Below are 20,397 nucleotides of genomic sequence, written 5' to 3' on the forward strand. Positions count from 1 at the left end.
AGTTAACAGTTTTAGTTAAACATTAACACTTCCTTGCTTTACCACGCCTGGCAAATTGAATTGTAAATAACCGTGAAAGCGTCTTTAAATCCATCGAATCTACAAAGCTGGTTAAAACTTAGCTGCCTCGCCACTTTTTGGCAGCGCTTTCTTAATAAAATCCCTGATGTGGTTGTTTGCAGTTTTTAAGTCATCTTTGCGTAGGTACATCATGTGTCCGCTTCGGTAGCCTTCCCAGGTCATTCTATCCTGAAGTTTGCCCGCAGCATCTAACTGCCACATGCTGTATTTAGCATTGAAATAATCGCAGGCGCCATCATAATAACCCGACTGTACCAGCAGATGAAGGTATGGATTTTGTGCCATTGCCTGCCTTAAATTGTCGCCGGTTTTGTCACCTGAGTTGTCCCAAGGATAAACTGAACCAAACATGTTATACTTCAAATCCGTTTTGTAATTAAGCTCATTCCTGATGTACATGTTAACTGCCGGGGTAAAAGAATGTAGCCATGAGGTTAATTCTGCATTATAATCCGGAGATTCGCCGGCGCCCATTTTATCAATCCCTTTGTAACGGGAATCTAAACGACCAACGGTGAAGCCTTTATCTCTCAACAACTCTTTCCAAAAAAAATCTGTAGGAACATTAAGGTTATAATCCAAAAATACCTTTTCTGATATTCCGGAGTAGCGGGCCATTTTCGCGGCGATTGACTTTTTCTTTTCGACACTAAGCATTCCGCCCTGGGCAATCGCCGGAATAACTTCGTTGATGGTGAAACTTTCTACCTCGGGTAACATTGCCGTTAAATCTTTCGATTGTAAATCTGTAGCTAAAGCTTTGTGGTACCAGGCAGTGGCTGCGAAGTATGGCAAACGCAAAGCTGCATCAACCGGGCCGCTTCTCTCAATGCCAAGCTCTGTAGGCGATACCAAAACGACACCATTCAAATACATCCACTGGCTATTTTGTAACTCCAGGGCAAGGCCAGAAACACGTGTTGTTCCGTAACTTTCGCCGATTAAAAATTTTGGCGATGCCCAGCGGTTATTTCTGGTAACAAATGTATTTATCCATTCTGCCAGGTATTTGATATCGGCCCTGACACCAAAAAATTTATTCGTTGGAATATCTTTGTTGATTGCTCTTGAATAACCAGTATTCACCGGGTCGATGTAAACAATATCAGCAACATCAAGAATTGAGTAAGGATTTTCTTTGTAACCGTAAGGCTGAACGGGATAGCCTTCATCATCAATATTTAAAACCACCGGACCCGTATAAGCAATATGCATCCAAACCGAAGCAGAGCCCGGGCCGCCATTAAATGAAATGACCAAAGGCCGTTTATCTTTGTTCTGTACATCGGTTCTCTCATAATAGGTATAAAACAAGCCTGCAATTGCTTTCCCGTCTTCATCCCAAACAGGCAAAGTTCCGGTGGTAGCTTTATAAGGTATCGATTTGCCATCGATGCTGACCGAATGATTGGTAATAACCGAACTCTCCGCCTTGATGGTCCGCTCGTTTCCTGATGGCTTTGCCTCTTCCTTAATGGTAACCTGAGATGTTGTTACAGTTTCTTTAGCAGGTGTGCGCCTTGGCGTTTGCTGCGCATTTGCAAAAAGGCTTCCTAAAAAAAAGGTAGTTAGTAAAAGTTTAAATTTCATTAGTTCTGGTTTGGTTCATAAATATCTAATTTAAGCTTCGCTAATCAAAAAACCATTGAAAATGTTACCATAAAAAAATGGCATTGTGAATCCACAATGCCATTTAAAATAAAAATTAAGAAAGTTATTTATCCCACCAAACTCTACCAACAAGTTTATCTCCTCCGGGTACCGCAGCAGACGCCGCTTTGTAGTTTGCCGCATTTGATACGCCCTCGCCTAGTGGATAAGGTAAACGGCGTGGAATTGAGCCGCCTGTATTCGTATTTGGATAAACTATCGGAACCAAAGCCGGTAGACCTGTTCTACGCCAGTTGGCCCAGGTTTCGTAAAAATCTAACATGGTGATGGTATGCGCCCAGTATTGTGTGGCAATCATATCCAAGCCATTTGCAGCTACATACGGATGGGCAGCTAAATACGTCGTAGCATCGCCCGCACTTACGGCCATGTTTGGATCATATTGCGATAAAAAAGTCATTGCTGAAGTAACGCCTGCATTATAATGTGATGCAGCAGAACCACCAATATTAAAACGCTGTGCAGCCTCGGCCCATAGCAGTTCTGATTCTGCATAAGTTAAAATAAAGGTATTTCCATCTCTCTTTAGCATACCCGGATTTGGCGAAGAATAATCGGTAAAATCGGTAAAAGAGGGATCCTGACGAACATCTCTACCGGCAATACCACTCAAGTCTTTACCGTTAGGCATACCTTTCTGCACCGATGCAGTGGTTATAAATGCAGGGTTTTGTGTTTTAAGAACATCTGTTAAATACAACTTAGTTACCGCTACTTTACCTAAACGCGGGTCGTTATTTGTTTTCAGATAATTAATAAAGGTGCTGCTCCATCTTGTGTAGAAATTTTCCTGACCGCCATCGCCGAGCAAAACCTGCGCATTTCTGTTTTGAGTTACACGGCCGCCATTAACATCATGTTTAAAAAATGCATTGTCACCATCGCTCGTCATCGTTTTGCCAACGGCTTTCGTAATGTAACTTTGTGCCAGGGTCGCATCGGCTTTTGTTAACCTCATCGCCATGCGCAACATTAAGCTATTGCCGAAACGTTTCCATTTGGCAACGTCACCCGCAAAAACCAAGTCGCCGATTACGGCATCGCCTGATGCATTTAAAGCTGTTGATGCTTCATCTACTTCTTTTAATAAATCTGTGTAAATCGCCTGCTGCGTATCGTACTTAGGATAAAGGATTGCAGAATAGTAGCCCTTTCCAGCATCCGAGTATGGAATATCTCCATATAAATCGGTTAATCTTTCGAAGATTAAAGCTTTCCAGATTCTACCCATTTGATGAACATTGTTGTACTGCGCTTTGCCTCTGGTAGATTCTACCAAATCAACAGCATATTTAACCTGATCTGGATAGGCCTTTTCCCAATAAGCAGCGGTGTAACCTTCGTTCAGCATGTATTTATCTCCGGCCCAGTAACTAATTACCGATGACATACCCTGCATCATGGTGGCGGCATAAATTAAATTTCCCCGCCAGGTTTCATAGGCAAAATCGGTACTTCCTGTATAGGTTAACTGTGCGGTAGATAATAAATAATTAGGATTGTTTTGATCCTGACTCACCGATAATGGATCGGTATTAATTTTTTCGAAATCTTTTGTACACCCGGCTATCAGTACTAACCCAGATAATAGAAGTGGTACATATAATTTTATGATCGTTTTCATTTTCAATTCTTTTAAAGGATTATAACTTAACACTTAAATTTAAACCGTATGTGCGTACTGGTGGCACACCGCCCAATTCCATACCTGGAATAGTTGCATTATAACTCGATTCCGGATCGATGTTATCAGTTTTCTTCATCAGAATAAATAAATTACGACCAACGAAACTTAGATTTAAGCCCTTAATTTTATTATTGAACATTTTAGCAGGGAAATTGTACCCCAAAATAACCTGTCTGAATTTTACAAAGCTGGCATCCTGTACAAACTGTTTCGAAACGTTGTTTGCATAGGTGCTGTAATAATTTGCAGCATTAATGCCTAAAGCGTCACGATTCTCGAGCGTTGCCTGATGCAATCCAAAAACATAGCCATAGTAATCTGTGGCCGAGAAAATCTTTCCGCCCCATTTCCCATCTATTAAGAAAGATAAGTTAACACCTTTGTAATTGAATTCATTGTTCCAGCCGGCTGCCCATTTGTTGTAAGCAGATCCGTAAGCTTTAAGTTCACCTCTTTGCGGCGCCCCATTGGTATCTTTTACAATATTGCCAGTTGCGTCATAAAGAAAATCGTAGGCCATAACCTGTCCGATAGCCATCCCTTCAAGATTTTGTAAGAAACCAACGTTGCTTCTTGAAGTTGCCAATAACTGTGATGCCGTGCCTGGCGCAAGGGTTAAAACTTTGTTATCATTATAAGAACCGTTTACGCTTGAGGTCCATTTAAAATCGTCGGCCTTTAAAACCACACCAGAAATTAAAGCTTCTACCCCTTTGTTTCTAAGCTTACCGATGTTTAAAACCGCTCCGCTGTAGCCGGTAGTTGTTGAGGTTGGAACCGGAAGAATTTCATCGGTTGATTTTTTGTTGTACCAGGTAACATCAAAGCTCAACCTATCTCCAAAAAACCTCATTTCCGTACCAATTTCCAACTCTGTAGCTTTTGATGCCCGCAAAGATGAATTTGGTATGGAGCTGTTTACGATATTACCAAGTGGCGCACCATTGTTGGCCTCACTACGTAAATTGTAATAAAGCTGGGTTTGGAAAGGGCTTGTTGCCTGCCCTACCATTGCATAACCTGCTCTTAATTTACCGAAGCTTAAAAAGGATGGTTTCCACAGTTCTGAAAACACAAATGAGCCACTAACGGATGGATAAATTACATCGAGTTTGTTGTCTTTACCTGGTGTGGCTAATGTTGAAAACCAATCTGTTCTGGCACTACCCGTTAAATATAAAACATCTTTGTAGGCAAGTTCTAAAGTCCCATAAACCGATTGTGTTTCCTGATCTAACTTATAAGCAGAAACTGATTTACCGCCGGTATTTGCGAGTGTGTAAATCCCAAATATTTGAAATGATGAACCGCCGTTTGTAATGCCTTCGCTCTTTGTACGGCGATAACTTGCACCAAGGTTTGGCGTAATAGAAAAATTATCAATTTTGAAAGACTTACCGATTAATCCATCAATATTGATATCTGAAAATTTACTGTTTTGTTCGGTGTAGCCACCATCTGCATCATAGGCAGTACCAGAAGGAGTTACCGAAATGTAGCTATCATTGTATGAATCTCTACCTGCCCTTCCCTGTATAAACAAACCATTATCAAATGTATATTTTGCGCTGAAAGAGCTTAATAAACGTTCTCTTTTCGTATCATGGATAAAATCATTGGCGGCAAACCACGGGTTTGTTGCGTAAGGGTTGCCAGTGTTATATGATAGCTCAGATCCATCGGCGTTTTTACCTGGCTGAAGCGTTGCAATATTAACGCTTGTTGGTAAAAATGCTGCGTTGTAATTTGCGTTTCCTGCACCATCTGATAGCATCGGCCGGTTTTTTGCCTGCTCAAGAATGTAATTCATTCTTGCATCGATAACTAGGTTTTTAACCGGATCAAAAGTTCCCGATAAGGTAAAGTTTTGTCTGTCGAGCCCAGAGTTTGGTACTACAGAATTATTAGTCAAATCGCTTGCCGATAAACGAATTACGCCGCCGGTGAAACTCTTATTTAATGCTAGTGTATTTGTCCAGCTTCCACCAGTTCTGTAAAAATCTTTAATATTATTTTCCTGTGCGCTGTACGGTCTGCTTACGCCATCAAACTGGATAACATTGCTGCCATCTAATCTTGCACCCCAGCTCGAACTTCCTGTAGAAGCGGCTGCCAGTTGGGTGGTTGGTTTCTGCCCGTTAACACCCTGACCATAAACATATTGCCAGTTCGTTCTATCCATAACCTGTTCGGCAACATAATTACTGCTAAACTCAATGCTGTTTCCCTTTCCACTTTTTGTGGTAATTAGGATTACGCCTGCCTTAGCTCTGTTTCCATATAAGGCTGATGCCGCAGCACCTTTAAGCACCGAAATACTTTCTATATCATCAGGATTTAAGTTGCTGATTGCATCACCTAAATCGGGCGCATTATCGTACTGGCCGCCATTGTTTCCAATGCCGATTGTACTGCCGAACCCAACGGGTGCGCTCTCCATCGGTATACCATTTACAACATAAAGCGGCTGACTAGATGGGCCTAAACTAGACACTCCACGGATGGTTACGTTAGTTGCAGCGCCCGCACCGCCCGAAGTACCGGCGATATCCAAACCGGCAACTTTACCTACAAGAGAATTTGTAATGTTATTTTCGCGGGCCTGCGTTAGTGTTTCGCCTCCAATTTGCGTAACCGAATACCCAAGCGCTCTTCTTTCTTTTTTAATACCCAACGCCGTTACCACAACATCGGTTAGTTGTTTGCTGTCTTCGCTTAAAACAATATCGAAGTTTGTTTGAGAGCCAACCGAAATTTCTTTAGTTTGAAAACCCGCGTATGAAACTACCAACACCGCATTTTCCGGGGCATTTAAAGAAAACTTCCCGTTTACATCGGTTGATGTACCTATTGCCGTACCCTTTACCCTAACAGACGCACCAGGTAATGAGCCACCCTGCGCATCTTTTACCGTGCCGCCAATAGGAACTTCTTTATTTCTGCTGATGACAATCAATCCGCCATCAGAAACCGAATACTTTAGATTTGTTCTATTAAGGATTGCAGATAAAACATCAGTAACCGGAATGTTGGTTACCGTAATGCTTACATCTTTATTAACAGGAACATAAGAGGAGCTGTATACAAAATGATAACTGCTTTGCTGCTCTATAATCTGTAAAACCCTGGCTAGTTTTGTTTTTTTAACATCGAGAGAAATTTTTTCCTGAGAAAAAACCGATGCAGAAACATTAAGACAGGTAATGAAAACCATAATACAGGTTAGTTTCATTAGCATAATGAATTTTAAAAGCGTTCTGTATCTCGTACGCCCTTGCAGTAAGTAATAATAAATCATATTTTTGTTTTTTTGGTTGCATAATTAACTGGCAGCAATCTGTTTGCGCATAAACTGCCATTGATTGATCAAAAAGAATTTATAAGGGCGGTGCGCCAACACCGTCCTTTTTTCTACTTCGAAATAATTACCTGATTTCCTTTTATCTCATATTTAAAATTTTCTACTTTCTGTAATGCCGACATTACCTGTTCAATGCTTTCGTGACTAAAGGTTGCCGTAAACCGATATTTTTCAATTTCAGGATTTGTAAATTTGATTTCAACGTTGAACCATTTTTCCAAAACGGCTCGTATTTCATCAAAATCCTGATCATAAATTTCAATCCTGTTTTGCGTCCAGGCGGTTTCAACAATTGTACTGTCTTTTATTAAAGTGTAATGGTTTATTATAATTTCCGGGCGGGTTGCCACAGGCTTTACAGCTTTCTGCGTTTCCTTAACTGCTTCAGTTTTGTAGAAGGTTACTTTCTGACTCGGTTTAAGCGTTATCGTTCCGCCATTGCCATTAACAGCTTCCATAGTAATCAACCCTCTAATTAAAGTTGCTTCTGATGATATCTCGTCGGGATAGGCCTTTACATTAAAAGCAGTACCCAATACATTAATGTTAAATTCTGCGGTGTGCACTTTAAAAGGCTTACTCTTATTATGCACAACATCAAAATAGCCTTCTCCTTTTAAGCTAACCTCACGGGAAGTCTGATTGAAATCTTTTCCTATCGATAATGAACTTTGCGCATTTAACAAAACTGTTGACCCATCCGGAAGCGTAATTTTTTTCCTTTCGCCGCTTTTGGTGTGAAACGTTTTTGCTATCGAAACGACTTCCGTGTTTCCAACTTCGTAAGCCCGGTAAAGGAAGCCAATACTCAACACAATCAATATGGCAGCGGCCACTTTAAGCCAGGTGTAATTTCTGCTAAGTTTTAGCGAATGCTCGCTGTTATAGCTTTCTTTTAAAGCATTCAGTTGATTATTTAACGGACGTTTATTTCCGCTCAAAATGAAATGTAATTTTTTTGCTTCGGCAATAACATCTGCCTGTTCTGGATGAGCCGCAATATACTTCTCCCAATATTCACTGCAAAGCTTATCATTTCCTGCACAATACTGCTGAAATGTACTGTCTACAAGAAAATCTTCTGCATTGAATTGATTTCTATCAATCATTATTATTTGGCTTTTACTTATCAGTGCCCAAAAAGTTTACTTTTTCCTAAAAGAATTTTAACTTTTTTTTAACAAACCAGGGTATTTGTCCTCCAGATGCTTAAAACGAAGAAATTTTATTTGTCTATTACCTCATTTTACCAGAAAGAAGTGGAATATTTTGAACCAGATATGGCTGTTTTGCGGAACATCATTTTAAATGCTTCACCCGAAACTGCAGGATGCGCTCATGTAGGGAGGAGAAAACTAGAAACCACAAAATTATTTTCGGGTTAACTTTGCATTTAAGCCTTAAGTTCTTTACGCAGAACTTTTAATGCGTCATAAACGGTGTTATAGGCTGTTTTTATTGTTTGATTGGTTTGCTCAGCGATTTGTTCGTAACTAAGTCCATCAAAAAATTTAAGGTGTATTAATTGTTTTTGCCTGAACGTAAGCTTATCAAGTGCGTTTTTTAATTGATATCGAACCAGTTCGTCACTTTGAACTTTTACGATAAATTCCTCATAACTCATCTCCATCCAATCGCCATCGGCGCCGGCATTGCTTAATGCAACATTCAACTTTTTTCTACGCTCCAGTATCCTCAATAGTTTCCGCTTAAGAAACGTTCGAAGGTAGGCTTCAACATTATCGACACGGGTGAGCGTACTGTGTTTTTCCCAAATGGTTGTAAAAACGAGATCGGTGGCTTCGCCGGAAATATCTGCATCAGCACAAACCCTGATTCCAAAATTTACCAGAGGATAATACAGCGCAGCATAAAGATCAAAAAAAGCATCCTTGTCGCCAGAACGTAGCCGTTCCCAAAGCAAGTGATGCATTAATTTGTTCTCCATATATTTCAGCTAGTTGTTAAAACAATATTAACTAAAATAGCTAAGATTGTAACCAAAAAAGCCACTGATTCTACGATTTAAAAATTGCTTCAAAATCTTACGACATAAAGTCCAAACAGCCCTGCTTACTTTAAAGCGATTTTACTAAAAATATGGTATTCACCAGGCGCCAAAGTTGCGGTGTAAATGTTCGATGAAAGGTTTACATTATTGCCAACCGCATCAAGCCAGGTACCCGGAGCGCCAAAATCTATATTCGCATTTTGATTAATCACATCAAAATTACCAACAACCACTACGGTATTCGCTGCATCGCTGAGTTTGATGTACTTTACACCACCTGTTAAATTATAAGCGGCATTTGTGGTATTGAAGATGCTATTGTTCTTTTTAAGTTTGATAAACTTCGAGTACACATTATAAAGTGCTTTCCTGTTGGGGTCTGTAAAGTAATCCCATTTAATCGGTTTTTCGCCGGTGCGGCCATTAAAGTCAATGCTGATATCATAACCCAATTCACCAAACTGCCAAACCATCTTCGGCCCGGGGATGCTAAAAAGAAAGGCTGCTGCCATTTCTTCGCGTTTTAAAGATGTTGGCAGGTTTCCTTTTATCAGGTAGGTGCCAGACATGTTTCCAAATGAAATGTTTTTATAGTTTAACCGTTCCTCATCATGGCTTTCGGCGTAGGTAACCAGGCCATCTGATTTTGTGAAACCATGTTTAGCATAAAATCCCCATGAAAAATCAGAACTGCCGAGCCAGCCCATCGTTGCTTCATTCATGTTGTAGTTTAAATTATTCCACAGCATCATGCCGTCATCAGCCAAAACTTTTTCTTCGCTTGCATCGGCAAAGTGCTCCAGGATAACAAAAAAATTGGGGTCGATACTTTTTATGTAAGCATTATAGTCTTTCCAAATTGCAATTCTCCCCGCATCGTATGCGCTCATTGTTGCATCATCTGTAGAAACTTTTTGTGTAAACCCTTTAGATAAATCGAAACGAAATCCATCCACTTTATACTGCTGCATCCAAAACTTTATTACATTTTTGGCGAAATATTTTGTGGCTGCACTTTCGTGGTTAAAATCGTAACCAACGTTGTAAGGGTGTTTGGCATCTACATTAAACCAAGGACTATTTGCCGATGGCTTTGAGCCATCAAAATAGAGCTGTACCATTGGCGATTGCCCGAATGAATGATTCAGGACTAAATCCATAATAACTGCTATACCTTTTCCATGGCATTCATCAATAAAATTCTGAAGCGCGGTTTTGCTTCCATAATATTTATCAGGAGCAAAATAAAAGGAAGGATTATACCCCCAGCTAAGATTTCCTTCAAACTCGTTAACAGGCATCAGTTCAATAGCGTTAACACCCATATTCACTAAATAATCTAGCTTTGTCAGCGTAGACGCGTAAGTGTGTTCGGTCGTAAAATCACGGATAAGCAGTTCATAAATAACCAGATTATTTCTATCTGGCCTGATGAAATTGGCATTCTTCCAGGTGTAAGCTGGCTGGTTTGCAATCATTGTACTTACTAGACCGGTTGTTTTTCCCGTTGGATAAGCTTTTAAATTTGGATAGGTTGAAGCAGAAATGTAGTTATCGTTCGCTGGGTCTAAAACCTTTTCACAATATGGGTCGGCAACTTTTAAACTTCCATCAACTAAAAACTGATAAGCGTATTCTGTACCCGGATTAAGGTTATCAACCTGAATCCACCAGGTATTTCCGTCTGTTGTTTTTTTCATTACCGATGCCGTTGGAGACCAGTTATTGAATTCGCCAATTAGCGAAACGCTGGTTTTGCCGGGTGCGTATAAGGTAACTATCGCTGAAGTTCCATTATTGATGAATGCCACGCCATCTTTGGCACCCGCAGGCAAATCAGCAGCCTGACCGCTTGGCGGAGGAACGGCGCCACCATCTGTCGATGCTTTTTTACAGCTAACATTTAAACCGGTAAGCAACAACAGTAGGTAAATAACTTTTTTCATTTTAATTGTATTTATTGGAAAATCATAGTTGCGGGCAACCAGGCGAACTGGTTCGCAATAAGATTATACTATGTAACTGCAAGTCGAAGGGCGTTAAACTGACCGGTTTTCTTCGATGCCAAGTTCTGCTGCCAAAACCTGGTTTGTATTTTTAGGCTCTTTAATAAATATGTAACAAATAAGTGCTGCTAAAATCATTAATCCGCCACCAAGTTGAACCGCTAAAAGTCTGTCGTTATTGAGTACATTGCGCATTAGCCAGCCAAAACCTAATGATGCGATAATTTCGGGCAATACGATGAAAAAGTTGAAGATGCCCATGTAAATCCCGATTTTATCTTTTGGTAAAGAGCCGCTCAACATGGCGTAAGGCATAGAAAGAATGCTTGCCCAGGCAATGCCAACGCCTGTCATACACAGGTAAAGCATGTTTTTATCGTGTACCCACGCTACGCTGATTAATCCAATTGCACCACATATTAAACATAATGCGTGGGTGGTTTTGCGTCCTAAAGCATCGGCAATTTTGGGTAAAACCAGGGCGAAAAGGAAGGTGATTACGCTATAATAGGCAAGGGTTAAACTCCCGAAATCAGCACCATGGGCGTAAACCGGGTCAGCAGCATCTTTACCACCAAAAACGTTTACAGCCACTGCGGTAGTGTAATAAAACCACATTAAAAACAAACCCGGCCAGGTAAAAAACTGTACTAAAGAAACAATTTGCATGCGCTTCGGCATGTTTCTTAATGCACCGAGAATTTCAGAAACGCCGCCACCAAAACCTTTGTTGCTTTCGCGAACTTTTTCTTTGAAATCTACATCTTGCGGGGGATATTCTTTGGTTGTGAAAACTGTCCACAATACGGCCGCAAAAAAGAAGAAAGCACCGATGTAGAAGGAGAATTTCACATTTTCCGGAATCTCTCCCTGTGCTGCTGTATTTTGCAAGCTGAAAACATTATTCATGAGCCAGGGCAAAGCAGAGGCAATGCTTCCGCCCAAACCTATCATCATGCTTTGCATGATAAAACCACGGTTTACCTGGCTGTCGGGCAATTTATCGGTAACGAAGGCACGAAAAGGTTCCATGGCTATGTTGCCGAAAACATCTAATACCCATAACAATCCTGCAGCCATCCACAGGGCGCTGCTATGTGGCATAATGATTAAGGCAATACTGCTTACAATTGCTCCAATCATAAAATATGGTCTTCTTCTACCCCACTTTGGATGCCAGGTTCTATCGCTCAGGTAACCAATAACAGGTTGAACCAGAAGACCAGTTAAAGGAGCAGCCAAAAACAACAACGGAACCTGATCGGGGTTAGCCCCAAGGTTTTCATAAATACGCCCCATGTTGGCACGTTGTAGATCCCAACCAAACTGGATTCCGAAAAAACCAACACTCATGTTGATAATCTGTGCAAGCGTTAGTTTCGGGTTTTCGAATATTGTTTTTAAGCTCATTTTATTTGGTTTAGTCTTTTCCACGATAACGAAGCAGCGGTTCCCCTACAAAGCGCTCAGCATTTTCAAAGAAAAAAACCAAGCCTACTTTTTAAAAGCTGTTAATTATGTACTTCTTCTTCGTGTATTTTGAGGTTAATTATAAAGGTTTAAAATTCTATAACCTGTGCCGAAACCGGACCAAGTTTTACAGGGATACTTGTGCCTGCGGGTATATTTAATCTTCTATCGGTTAATAAATCCGTAACCGGAGATGAATGTTTAACTTTCAAAACGGCATCAGGAATTTCGATGTTAGCCTCCAGGCTTTGGTTTCTGTCAAAATTAGCAACGACCAAAAGGCGTTGTTTGCCAGAATAGCGAATAAATGCATTCATGCGATTGTTCATATTTCCGGTTTGCGGAACATCATAAATTTCCCCGTTTATAACCGCATCACTTGTTGAAGTTACTTTTAAGAGTTGCTTGTAGTACGATCGTAAATTTCGTTGTTCCTCGTTCAGTTTCATTCCATCAAACAAACCGCCGTTCATCCACTGCTGATGATTTGGAACGCCCCAATAATCGAAAATTGTGGTGCGGTTGTCATCTCCTCCAAACCCCTCCCGGCCACTGCCTGGCTCGCCCACTTCCTGCCCGAAATAGAGCATTACCGGACCAGAACCTAAAGTTGCCGAAACCACCATTGCAGGCAAAGCCAGTTCAGCTTTCCCTGCAAAGCCCGCCGATGCAATACGTTCTTCGTCATGGTTTTCTAAAAAGCGTAACATATTTTTGCCAAAACCAGCGCTTTCTACCTGCCATACATTACGAATGTCTTTTACATCTGCAGATGGTTCGTTTCTGATTAACTTTTTAAGGCCGTCGTACAAACCCACTTTATCGTAGAGGTAGTCGAATTTACCTTCGTCTAAATATTGTTTATAAACCAGCGGATTATAAGCTTCGCCAAGAAAAATCAAATTAGGGTTAACCTTTTTTACCTGCGGAATGACCCAGCTCCAGAATGCGATAGGTACCATTTCTGCCATATCGCAACGAAAACCATCGACACCTTTTTTAGTCCAGAAGATTAGAATATCTCTCATTTTTGTCCAAACCGGAGGGATAGGTTCGAAATGATTTTGTTTGCCGTTTTGATAATCTACACCATAATTCAATTTAATGGTTTCGTACCAATCGTCGTATCTAGGCGAGGCGGTGAATGCATCGTTACCGGTTGCCTTCGCCGGATTCTCATCAAATTTACCATCTTGCAAAGCAGATAGCGGCGTTTTTTCTCCGTTGGTGGGTACTACAAAATGCTGACCAGGAATATAATAAAAATCATTTGTCGCACTAAAAGCTTTGGTTACATCATCTTCAGCGCCAAAATCTACAACCTGTTTCGGCTTAGCGTAGGAATGGTAGCTTCTGGCAACGTGGTTGGGGACAAAATCGATAAGAAGTTTTAAATTTTTATGGTGTGTTCTTTTTACCAAAGCCTCAAACTCCTGCATCCTATTTTTAACATCCACGGCCAAATCAGGATTTACATCATAATAATCGCGAATAGCATAAGGTGAACCCGCTCTGCCTTTTACCACATCGGCATCATCAACCTTAATTCCGTAGGCAGAATAGTCGGTTAAACTGGCATGGGCGAGCGCACCCGTGTACCAAACATAATTAGCATGCAATTCTTTAATTCCATCTAAAGCCTTATCTGTAATGTCATTAAACTTTCCCGATCCATTTTGAGCAATGGTGCCATAGGGAATATTTGCAGTGTTTTTATTTCCGAACAAGCGGGGCAATAACTGATATATAACGATTTGCTTATCGTTCATTTGTTTACTCTTTTTTTGTGCAAAGGATGATTGAGAGAGCATGGCAAAGATAACCGAAAGCGCTATAAAGTTAAACCAGCGGCCTCCGGAATTTAAGAAGCATGGAGCAGAGAAACGCGTCAAGCCTGTTAAGCGTTGCTGTTTAATCTTCATACCTTTAAGCGCTAAGCCATCAGCCTTTCTCATACCAGGGCTGCGTTATTAACTTCAATTTCTGCGTTTCCGGCCAAATTATAAATCTTGTTCTTAATGCCGATTTTCAAATCAATACCATTGTGGTTTTTTATGGTTATTCCATTTTCGGTAATGTTAATTTTCAGGGTAGCACCTCTAAAACCAACAGTAAAAGAGAAAGATTTCCATTGCGTTGGTAAGAACGGATTAAAATGCAGTTTACCATCACGAACACGCATACCGGCAAAGCCTTCAACAACACTCATCCAGGTTCCTGCCATCGATGTGATGTGCAAACCATCTTCTGTATCATTGTTGTAATCGTCCAAATCTAAACGGGCGGTACGCAAATAGAATTCGTAAGCACGTGCTTCATCGTTCAGTTTAGCGGCTAAAATGCTGTGTACGCAAGGCGATAAAGAACTCTCATGAACGGTGCGTGGCTCATAAAAATCGAAGTTCCTGCGAATGGTTTCCAAATCGTAATCCTCTTCGAAGAAATACAATCCTTGCAAAACATCGGCCTGTTTAATAAACGGAGAACGCAAAATCCTGTCCCAACTCCACTTCTGATTAATTGGTCTTTCGCTTGCCGGCAAATCTTTCACTAATGTTTGTTCTTTATCAAGATAGCCGTCTTGTTGTAAGAATATGCCCAAATTTTTATCTTCAGGGTAATACATTTTCTCGATAATGTCTGCCCAATCCGAAAATTCTTGGGTGTCGAAATTCAGACTTTTTAACAAGTTGTCGTACCTATCCGGCTGTTGCGCTTTTACAATTCCAGCAGCTTCGGTTGCGTATTTCATACACCAGGTAGCAAGCAAGTTGGTATACCAGTTGTTATTTACGTTGTTTTCGTACTCGTTGGGTCCGGTAACACCAAGCATTACATACTTTTGTTTCTCTCCACTCCAGTTTACCCGCTGTTTCCAGAAACGGGCAATGCCGATTAATACCTCGAGGCCGAAGTCTGAAAGATAGCTTTCATCACCAGTGTAACGGATATAGTTGTAAATAGCAAAAGCAATAGCGCCGTTACGGTGAATTTCTTCAAAAGTAATTTCCCATTCGTTGTGGCATTCTTCGCCATTCATGGTAACCATCGGATACAAAGCTGCGCCGTCTTTAAAACCCAATTTCGCAGCATTTTCAATTGCTTTACCTAACTGTTTATGGCGGTAAATCAATAAATTTTTACTTACTTCCTGCGGAGCAGTCGCAAGATAAAACGGCACACAGTATGCCTCTGTATCCCAATAAGTAGAACCGCCGTATTTTTCTCCGGTAAAACCTTTCGGACCAATATTTAACCGATCGTCTTTACCTGTGTAAGTTTGAAATAACTGAAAAATGTTGAATCTGATGGCTTGTTGTGCCGAAATATCGCCTTCAATAACGATATCACTTTCCTCCCATTTAGTTGCCCAGGCCTCGGTTTGTTCGCTTAATAAAACATCGAAACCCTTCGCAGTTGCTTTGGCAATAACTGCTTTTGTTTCCTTTAAAAGCGACTCCTTCTCATAATTTTCTGAAGATAAATTAGCCGCGATTTTTATCAGCGTAATCTCTTCGTTTGCTTTTAACTCTACGGAAAAAGTTTGCCCAACGAACTTTTCTTTACGAACAGCCTCTGGCTTTATGGCTACTTTCTCGGAGTTTTTATACAATTCTATGCTGCTTCCGGTGCAAACCTCGAACGCTGTTTTCTTTGTTCTTAGTTTTATGTAAGCTTCTGTTCCATTGATTTCATCAGAAACCAATGTCCAGAATTTCTCATCGTAATTACTATCCTGGTTTTTAATATCGCCATCGATGAAAGGCATTAAGGTAACAGTTCCATCGAAATTTGTGGCAGTAATGCTGTAGCGGATTGCGCCAACTTCATCATCGGCGATGCTGCAAAAACGTGTTGCTTTTACTTTTACCGTTTTACCCACTTTTAACTTTGCGGTGAAGCTACGCTCCAAAATACCGGCATGCATATTTAGCACACGCCTGAAATCACTTACCTCAGCGGTGGCTAAATCTAAAATCTCTCCATCAATCTTTACTTCGATACCCACCCAATTTGCGGCATTTAATACCTTTGCAAAATATTCCGGGTATCCGTTTTTCCACCAGCCTACGCGGGTTTTATCAGGGTAATAAACACCCGCTACATAGTTCCCCGGCAAACTTTCGCCACTGTATGTTTCTTCAAAATTGGCACGTTGCCCCATACGGCCGTTACCCAAACTGAAAATGCTTTCCGAAATTTTATTTAAATGTGGATCAAAGCCTTCTTCGATAATGTTCCACTCATCCGCTTTAATGTAATTCTTCATATCTAGTATCAAGTAGTTAGTATCAAGTATCAGGACCGAAATCGCCAATGCTTAAACCCTACATCTTAAACCTTATTATAGTTCTTCTAAATCCTTAACTGTTAATTTATCTAGTCCGCTTACCACCACATCTGCTTGCGTAAGTACACTTTTCTCGCCGATGCCAATGGCTTTCATGCCACCACGCTTTGCGGCTTCTACACCAGCAACCGCATCTTCAAACACCACACATTCGTTGGGTTTAAAGCCTAAAAGTTCTGCACCTTTAAGAAAAACCTCCGGATCGGGCTTTGATTTGGTAACCATATTCCCATCCACAATCTCGTCAAAAAAATGAGCAAGATTAGTTTTCTCTAAAATGACTCCTGAATTTTTACTTGCCGAACCTAGTGCGAGTTTATATCCTGCTTTGTGAATAGAGGTTAAAAAATCAACGGTTCCCGGTAATACTTCGGCCGGTGTCATTTTCGTAATCATATCTACATACCAGCTATTTTTTAAAGTAGCCAGTTCTTCTTTTTCAGCATCTGTTTTAACCACCTTACCCCAATCCAAAATCTTGTTCAGACTTTCTACCCTACTCACCCCCTTAAGTTGCTCATTCTGTTCTTCAGTAAAATCAAAACCCATTGTGTTGGCCAGGCGTTTCCAGGCCTGATAATGGTAAACGGCGGTATCTACCAGTACGCCATCCAAATCGAAAAGACAGGCTTTAATTTGAGCGGTTGAAGGTAGTATGTTTGATGTTTCTTGCATGGTATATTTGTAATAACCGTTAACGGAAGTTAACGGCAATGAATTTAATTCAACTCTAAAATTAACGTTGTTTTAGCTGGCACTTTAATTTCTTTTACCGACATATTTTCTCCTGAAATTACATTTTTTGCGGTAGTAATTCCATTTGTTCTTTCCGCAAATCTGTCGGTATTCAAAGTTTTCGCTTTGTCTGCATTGTTCACGATAACCATTACCGATCCCTTTGGCTGGGTATTGTACCTGAAATAAACGTAAATGTCATCCTCAGGCACGAATTGCATTAACTTTCCGCTTTGTAAAGCAGCGCTGTTTTTGCGATAATTGGCCAGGGTTTTTACAAAACTAAATGCTTCATTTTCTTTGTTTGTTCTGCCATCGGCGATGAACTTATCTTTCTTATCACCATCCCATCCACCAGGAAAATCAGCACGTACCAGCCCGTCGGGGTTAGAAAAATTTTTCATTAAAATTTCTGTACCATAATACATTTGAGGAATGCCACGCATGGTTAAAAGCAAAGCGATGCCCATTTTAAATTTGTCGAAATCTTCATTAACAACAGAATAAAACCGGCTCATATCGTGGTTATCCAGCGCAATACAATTTAAAGTTGGGTCTTTGTATAGAAAATCATGGGCAACAACATCATACAGGCGATTCACGCCATCTGTCCAGCCGTTCTTTCCATTTAAAGCTTCATAGATTCCTTCCTTAACAGCCATATCGGTAATACCTGGCAAATGCGTATCAAAACCACGGTTAACGGTGTTGCCCTGAGTAAAGTAAGCCTGATTTGCCACACCAGAAACAAAGGTTTCTCCAAAAATGGAGAGCTTAGGAAACTCTGCTTTAAGCTTAATTGCCCAGTCTGCCATATATTCGGGGTCGTTATAGGGGTAAGTATCTAAACGTAACCCATCGATACCTGCATATTCTATCCACCAGATATGGTTCTGTGTTAGATAATTTTGCACGTAGGGATTAGACTCGTTCAAATCAGGCATTGATGGAACAAACCAGCCATCGAGCATTTTCTTACGATCTGCCGCAGACGCATGTGTATCCATTACGGTTTGGTCGCGGTAACTGGTTTGGGTATATTTTGGCCATTGATGTACCCAACTTTTCATTGGCAAATCTTTAAAAAACCAATGTCCGGTGCCAATATGATTATGAACAATATCTTTTATAACCTTCATGCCATTAGCATGAGCTGTTTCTACATATTTTTTATAGAGTTCGTTGGTTCCGTATCGGGGATCTATTTTATAATGATCAGTAGCGGCATAACCATGGTAGGATGCCTTTTCCATATCATTTTCAATCTCTGGAGTCATCCAAACGGTTGTGATTCCTAGATCCTTCAGATAATCTAAATGGTTGATCACGCCTTGAATATCTCCACCGTGACGGTAATACATACTGTCGCGGTTTAATGCTGTTTCGGCTAAGCCTTTAACAACATCATTACTTTTATCGCCGTTCGAAAAACGATCAGGCATCAATAAGTAAATAAAATCTTTTTGAGTTACACCCTGAATCCTGCCAACATTTTTATCGCGGCTTTTTAATTCGTAAGTGTAAGCAGATATCTTTTTGCCGTTGGCAGAAAAGTTTATGGGGAATTTACCAGCCTTTACCGAGGACGATAGCTCCAAATCGATAAAAAGGTAATTAGGATTTTCGACTTTGTTAACTTTAACCAGTTTTACGCCAGGGTAAGTTAATGTAACTGTGCTTGGAGCAATGTTATCGCCATGAACAAGCAATTGTAGCTTTGGATTGTGCATCCCGGCGAACCAGAACATCGGTTCTATGCGCTCTAATTTTTGAGCGAATGAACTACTTCCAACAAAAAGGATAAGGAATAATAGATATATTTTTTTCATTTTCTAAATTTCAGATGGAGACCAATGAAGCTGGTGTACAGCTTATTTAAGAATTTTTGAGACCATTAAGCATGGCTTAAAATTAATTTAGGATTAGAAAATGAAGAGGAATTTGTGCTAAAAAACGAAATGGGATCATGTAACGAAGGGCTTAAAAAAACCCTGCAAAAATTAGTTTTTCTGCAGGGTTGTAAAAGTTATTGTTTAACCGCAGTAAAACTTCCCGTTTTACCATCTGCGTTAAGTGTTAATGTTAATTTGTAAGTTCCAGCAGTAGCGATAGCAACATTGTTAGCGCCATCACCAATACTTGTTCCCCAATCGTGGTTTAACCTGAACTTAAGTTCGCCAGCAGTTAGAGGCGTAGTGATTGTCCAGCTGTTTTTACCATCATTGATGAATTTCATATCTGTATCAACAGACCAGTTACTTCCCGGAACTGCGTTACCAATAATCGACCACACTAATTCTTTAATGGTAAAGGTGTTTGCATTTAAATCAACAACAAGTTGTTTTGCACCTTTAGAAATAGAACTGATATCTCCTCCTGAAGTACTCAGTTTACCACCGCCAGCGTCTCCATAAGCAACATCCCATTTTTTAGCAGGAGTGATTTTAAATTTGTCACCATCAAACGCAATTACGCCAGTGTAAACACCGTTACCGGTTGCAGAAATTAAACTATCTGCAGTAGCTGGGTTCCATCCCTGATAATTTCCAGGAACGTAAATCCAGGCTGTTAAAGGGAACGGCCGGGCGCTAATGGTTACTACATTACTGTAAGCAGGCGCCACACTGTTGGAGATAGAAGATTTAATCCTAACCTCAACATCAGTATTGGCTGTGGTTGGAATACCTAAAGCCAATAACAAATTGTTAAAATCTAAACCAGTATAGGCTTTAGTAGTTGCTTTTGCATCTAAAATAGCTTCTTTCGGTGCGGCGAAATTAGTTCCCTTTACTGCAAGTTGCAGGGTGTTTGAAACGGCTGCCTGATAACCAAAGTTGGCATCGGCCAAAGTAAATGTTACAACCGTTGAGGTAAGTTTCGATTTATCTAAAACCACATTGGTTGCTGAAGCTTGCAATGGAGCACCAGTGCCTGTTGTTGCAACGGCTTTTGTTTCATCCTTTTTGCATGACCATAACGACAGAGCGATTAAGCTTAATGTCATTGATTTTAAGAATATTGATT

At 40.5% G+C, this 20,397-nt stretch carries 12 protein-coding genes; all 12 read right to left on the minus strand.

Annotated features, from left to right (window positions below; all coding sequences use genetic code 11):
• Nucleotides 1–111: 111 nt before the first annotated feature.
• Nucleotides 112–1,671 (minus strand): S10 family peptidase, encoded by a 1,560-nt coding sequence (locus ASG14_RS14945; RefSeq protein WP_056871883.1) that lies wholly within the window; start codon nt 1,669–1,671, stop codon nt 112–114.
• Between the two features lie 124 nt (nt 1,672–1,795).
• The gene (locus ASG14_RS14950) at nt 1,796–3,376 is read right to left on the minus strand and encodes a SusD/RagB family nutrient-binding outer membrane lipoprotein (protein ID WP_056872077.1); all 1,581 of its coding nucleotides are present in this window, start codon (nt 3,374–3,376) and stop codon (nt 1,796–1,798) included.
• Nucleotides 3,377–3,395: 19 nt separating this feature from the next.
• Nucleotides 3,396–6,671 (minus strand): SusC/RagA family TonB-linked outer membrane protein, encoded by a 3,276-nt coding sequence (locus ASG14_RS14955; protein WP_235528596.1) that lies wholly within the window; start codon nt 6,669–6,671, stop codon nt 3,396–3,398.
• A 179-nt stretch (nt 6,672–6,850) separates the two neighbouring features.
• Entirely contained in the window at nt 6,851–7,909 is a 1,059-nt protein-coding gene (locus ASG14_RS14960; protein ID WP_056871885.1) for a FecR family protein, read from the minus strand.
• A 284-nt stretch (nt 7,910–8,193) separates the two neighbouring features.
• Nucleotides 8,194–8,748: an RNA polymerase sigma factor gene (locus ASG14_RS14970; protein ID WP_056871887.1), complete on the minus strand. Its 555-nt coding sequence runs from the start codon at nt 8,746–8,748 to the stop codon at nt 8,194–8,196.
• A 125-nt stretch (nt 8,749–8,873) separates the two neighbouring features.
• Nucleotides 8,874–10,757 carry an alpha-amylase family glycosyl hydrolase gene (locus ASG14_RS14975; RefSeq protein WP_056871888.1) on the minus strand — a complete coding sequence of 628 codons (1,884 nt, stop codon included), beginning with the start codon at nt 10,755–10,757 and terminating at the stop codon, nt 8,874–8,876.
• A 93-nt stretch (nt 10,758–10,850) separates the two neighbouring features.
• The gene (locus ASG14_RS14980) at nt 10,851–12,227 is read right to left on the minus strand and encodes an MFS transporter (RefSeq protein WP_056872078.1); all 1,377 of its coding nucleotides are present in this window, start codon (nt 12,225–12,227) and stop codon (nt 10,851–10,853) included.
• A 149-nt stretch (nt 12,228–12,376) separates the two neighbouring features.
• Nucleotides 12,377–14,242, minus strand: a complete 1,866-nt coding sequence (locus ASG14_RS14985) for an alpha-amylase family protein (RefSeq protein WP_235528597.1) — start codon at nt 14,240–14,242, stop codon at nt 12,377–12,379.
• Nucleotides 14,239–16,557, minus strand: coding sequence for a glycoside hydrolase family 65 protein (locus tag ASG14_RS14990; protein WP_056871889.1), 2,319 nt, complete (start codon nt 16,555–16,557; stop codon nt 14,239–14,241). Before ASG14_RS14990 ends, ASG14_RS14985 begins: the two co-directional genes overlap by 4 nt.
• Nucleotides 16,558–16,632: 75 nt before the next feature.
• A complete protein-coding gene (gene pgmB, locus ASG14_RS14995) occupies nt 16,633–17,313 on the minus strand; it encodes a beta-phosphoglucomutase (RefSeq protein WP_056871890.1) in 681 nt (226 codons plus the stop codon).
• A 44-nt stretch (nt 17,314–17,357) separates the two neighbouring features.
• Nucleotides 17,358–19,202 carry a glycoside hydrolase family 13 protein gene (locus ASG14_RS15000; protein ID WP_056871891.1) on the minus strand — a complete coding sequence of 615 codons (1,845 nt, stop codon included), beginning with the start codon at nt 19,200–19,202 and terminating at the stop codon, nt 17,358–17,360.
• Nucleotides 19,203–19,399: 197 nt separating this feature from the next.
• Entirely contained in the window at nt 19,400–20,377 is a 978-nt protein-coding gene (locus ASG14_RS15005; RefSeq protein WP_235528598.1) for a SusE domain-containing protein, read from the minus strand.
• Nucleotides 20,378–20,397: the final 20 nt, after the last annotated feature.

The organism is Pedobacter sp. Leaf194, from assembly GCF_001423945.1.
Lineage (GTDB): Bacteria > Bacteroidota > Bacteroidia > Sphingobacteriales > Sphingobacteriaceae > Pedobacter.

Bases quoted from the DNA above. Each gene is read 5' to 3' on its own strand.
- ASG14_RS14960 (WP_056871885.1), bottom strand. From the start codon at position 7,909: ATGATTGATAGAAATCAATTCAATGCAGAAGATTTTCTTGTAGACAGT.
- ASG14_RS14970 (WP_056871887.1), bottom strand. From the start codon at position 8,748: ATGGAGAACAAATTAATGCATCACTTGCTTTGGGAACGGCTACGTTCT.
- ASG14_RS15005 (WP_235528598.1), bottom strand. From the start codon at position 20,377: ATGACATTAAGCTTAATCGCTCTGTCGTTATGGTCATGCAAAAAGGAT.
- pgmB (WP_056871890.1), bottom strand. From the start codon at position 17,313: ATGCAAGAAACATCAAACATACTACCTTCAACCGCTCAAATTAAAGCC.
- ASG14_RS15000 (WP_056871891.1), bottom strand. From the start codon at position 19,202: ATGAAAAAAATATATCTATTATTCCTTATCCTTTTTGTTGGAAGTAGT.
- ASG14_RS14990 (WP_056871889.1), bottom strand. From the start codon at position 16,557: ATGAAGAATTACATTAAAGCGGATGAGTGGAACATTATCGAAGAAGGC.
- ASG14_RS14985 (WP_235528597.1), bottom strand. From the start codon at position 14,242: ATGAGAAAGGCTGATGGCTTAGCGCTTAAAGGTATGAAGATTAAACAG.
- ASG14_RS14980 (WP_056872078.1), bottom strand. From the start codon at position 12,227: ATGAGCTTAAAAACAATATTCGAAAACCCGAAACTAACGCTTGCACAG.
- ASG14_RS14955 (WP_235528596.1), bottom strand. From the start codon at position 6,671: ATGAAACTAACCTGTATTATGGTTTTCATTACCTGTCTTAATGTTTCT.
- ASG14_RS14975 (WP_056871888.1), bottom strand. From the start codon at position 10,757: ATGAAAAAAGTTATTTACCTACTGTTGTTGCTTACCGGTTTAAATGTT.
- ASG14_RS14945 (WP_056871883.1), bottom strand. From the start codon at position 1,671: ATGAAATTTAAACTTTTACTAACTACCTTTTTTTTAGGAAGCCTTTTT.
- ASG14_RS14950 (WP_056872077.1), bottom strand. From the start codon at position 3,376: ATGAAAACGATCATAAAATTATATGTACCACTTCTATTATCTGGGTTA.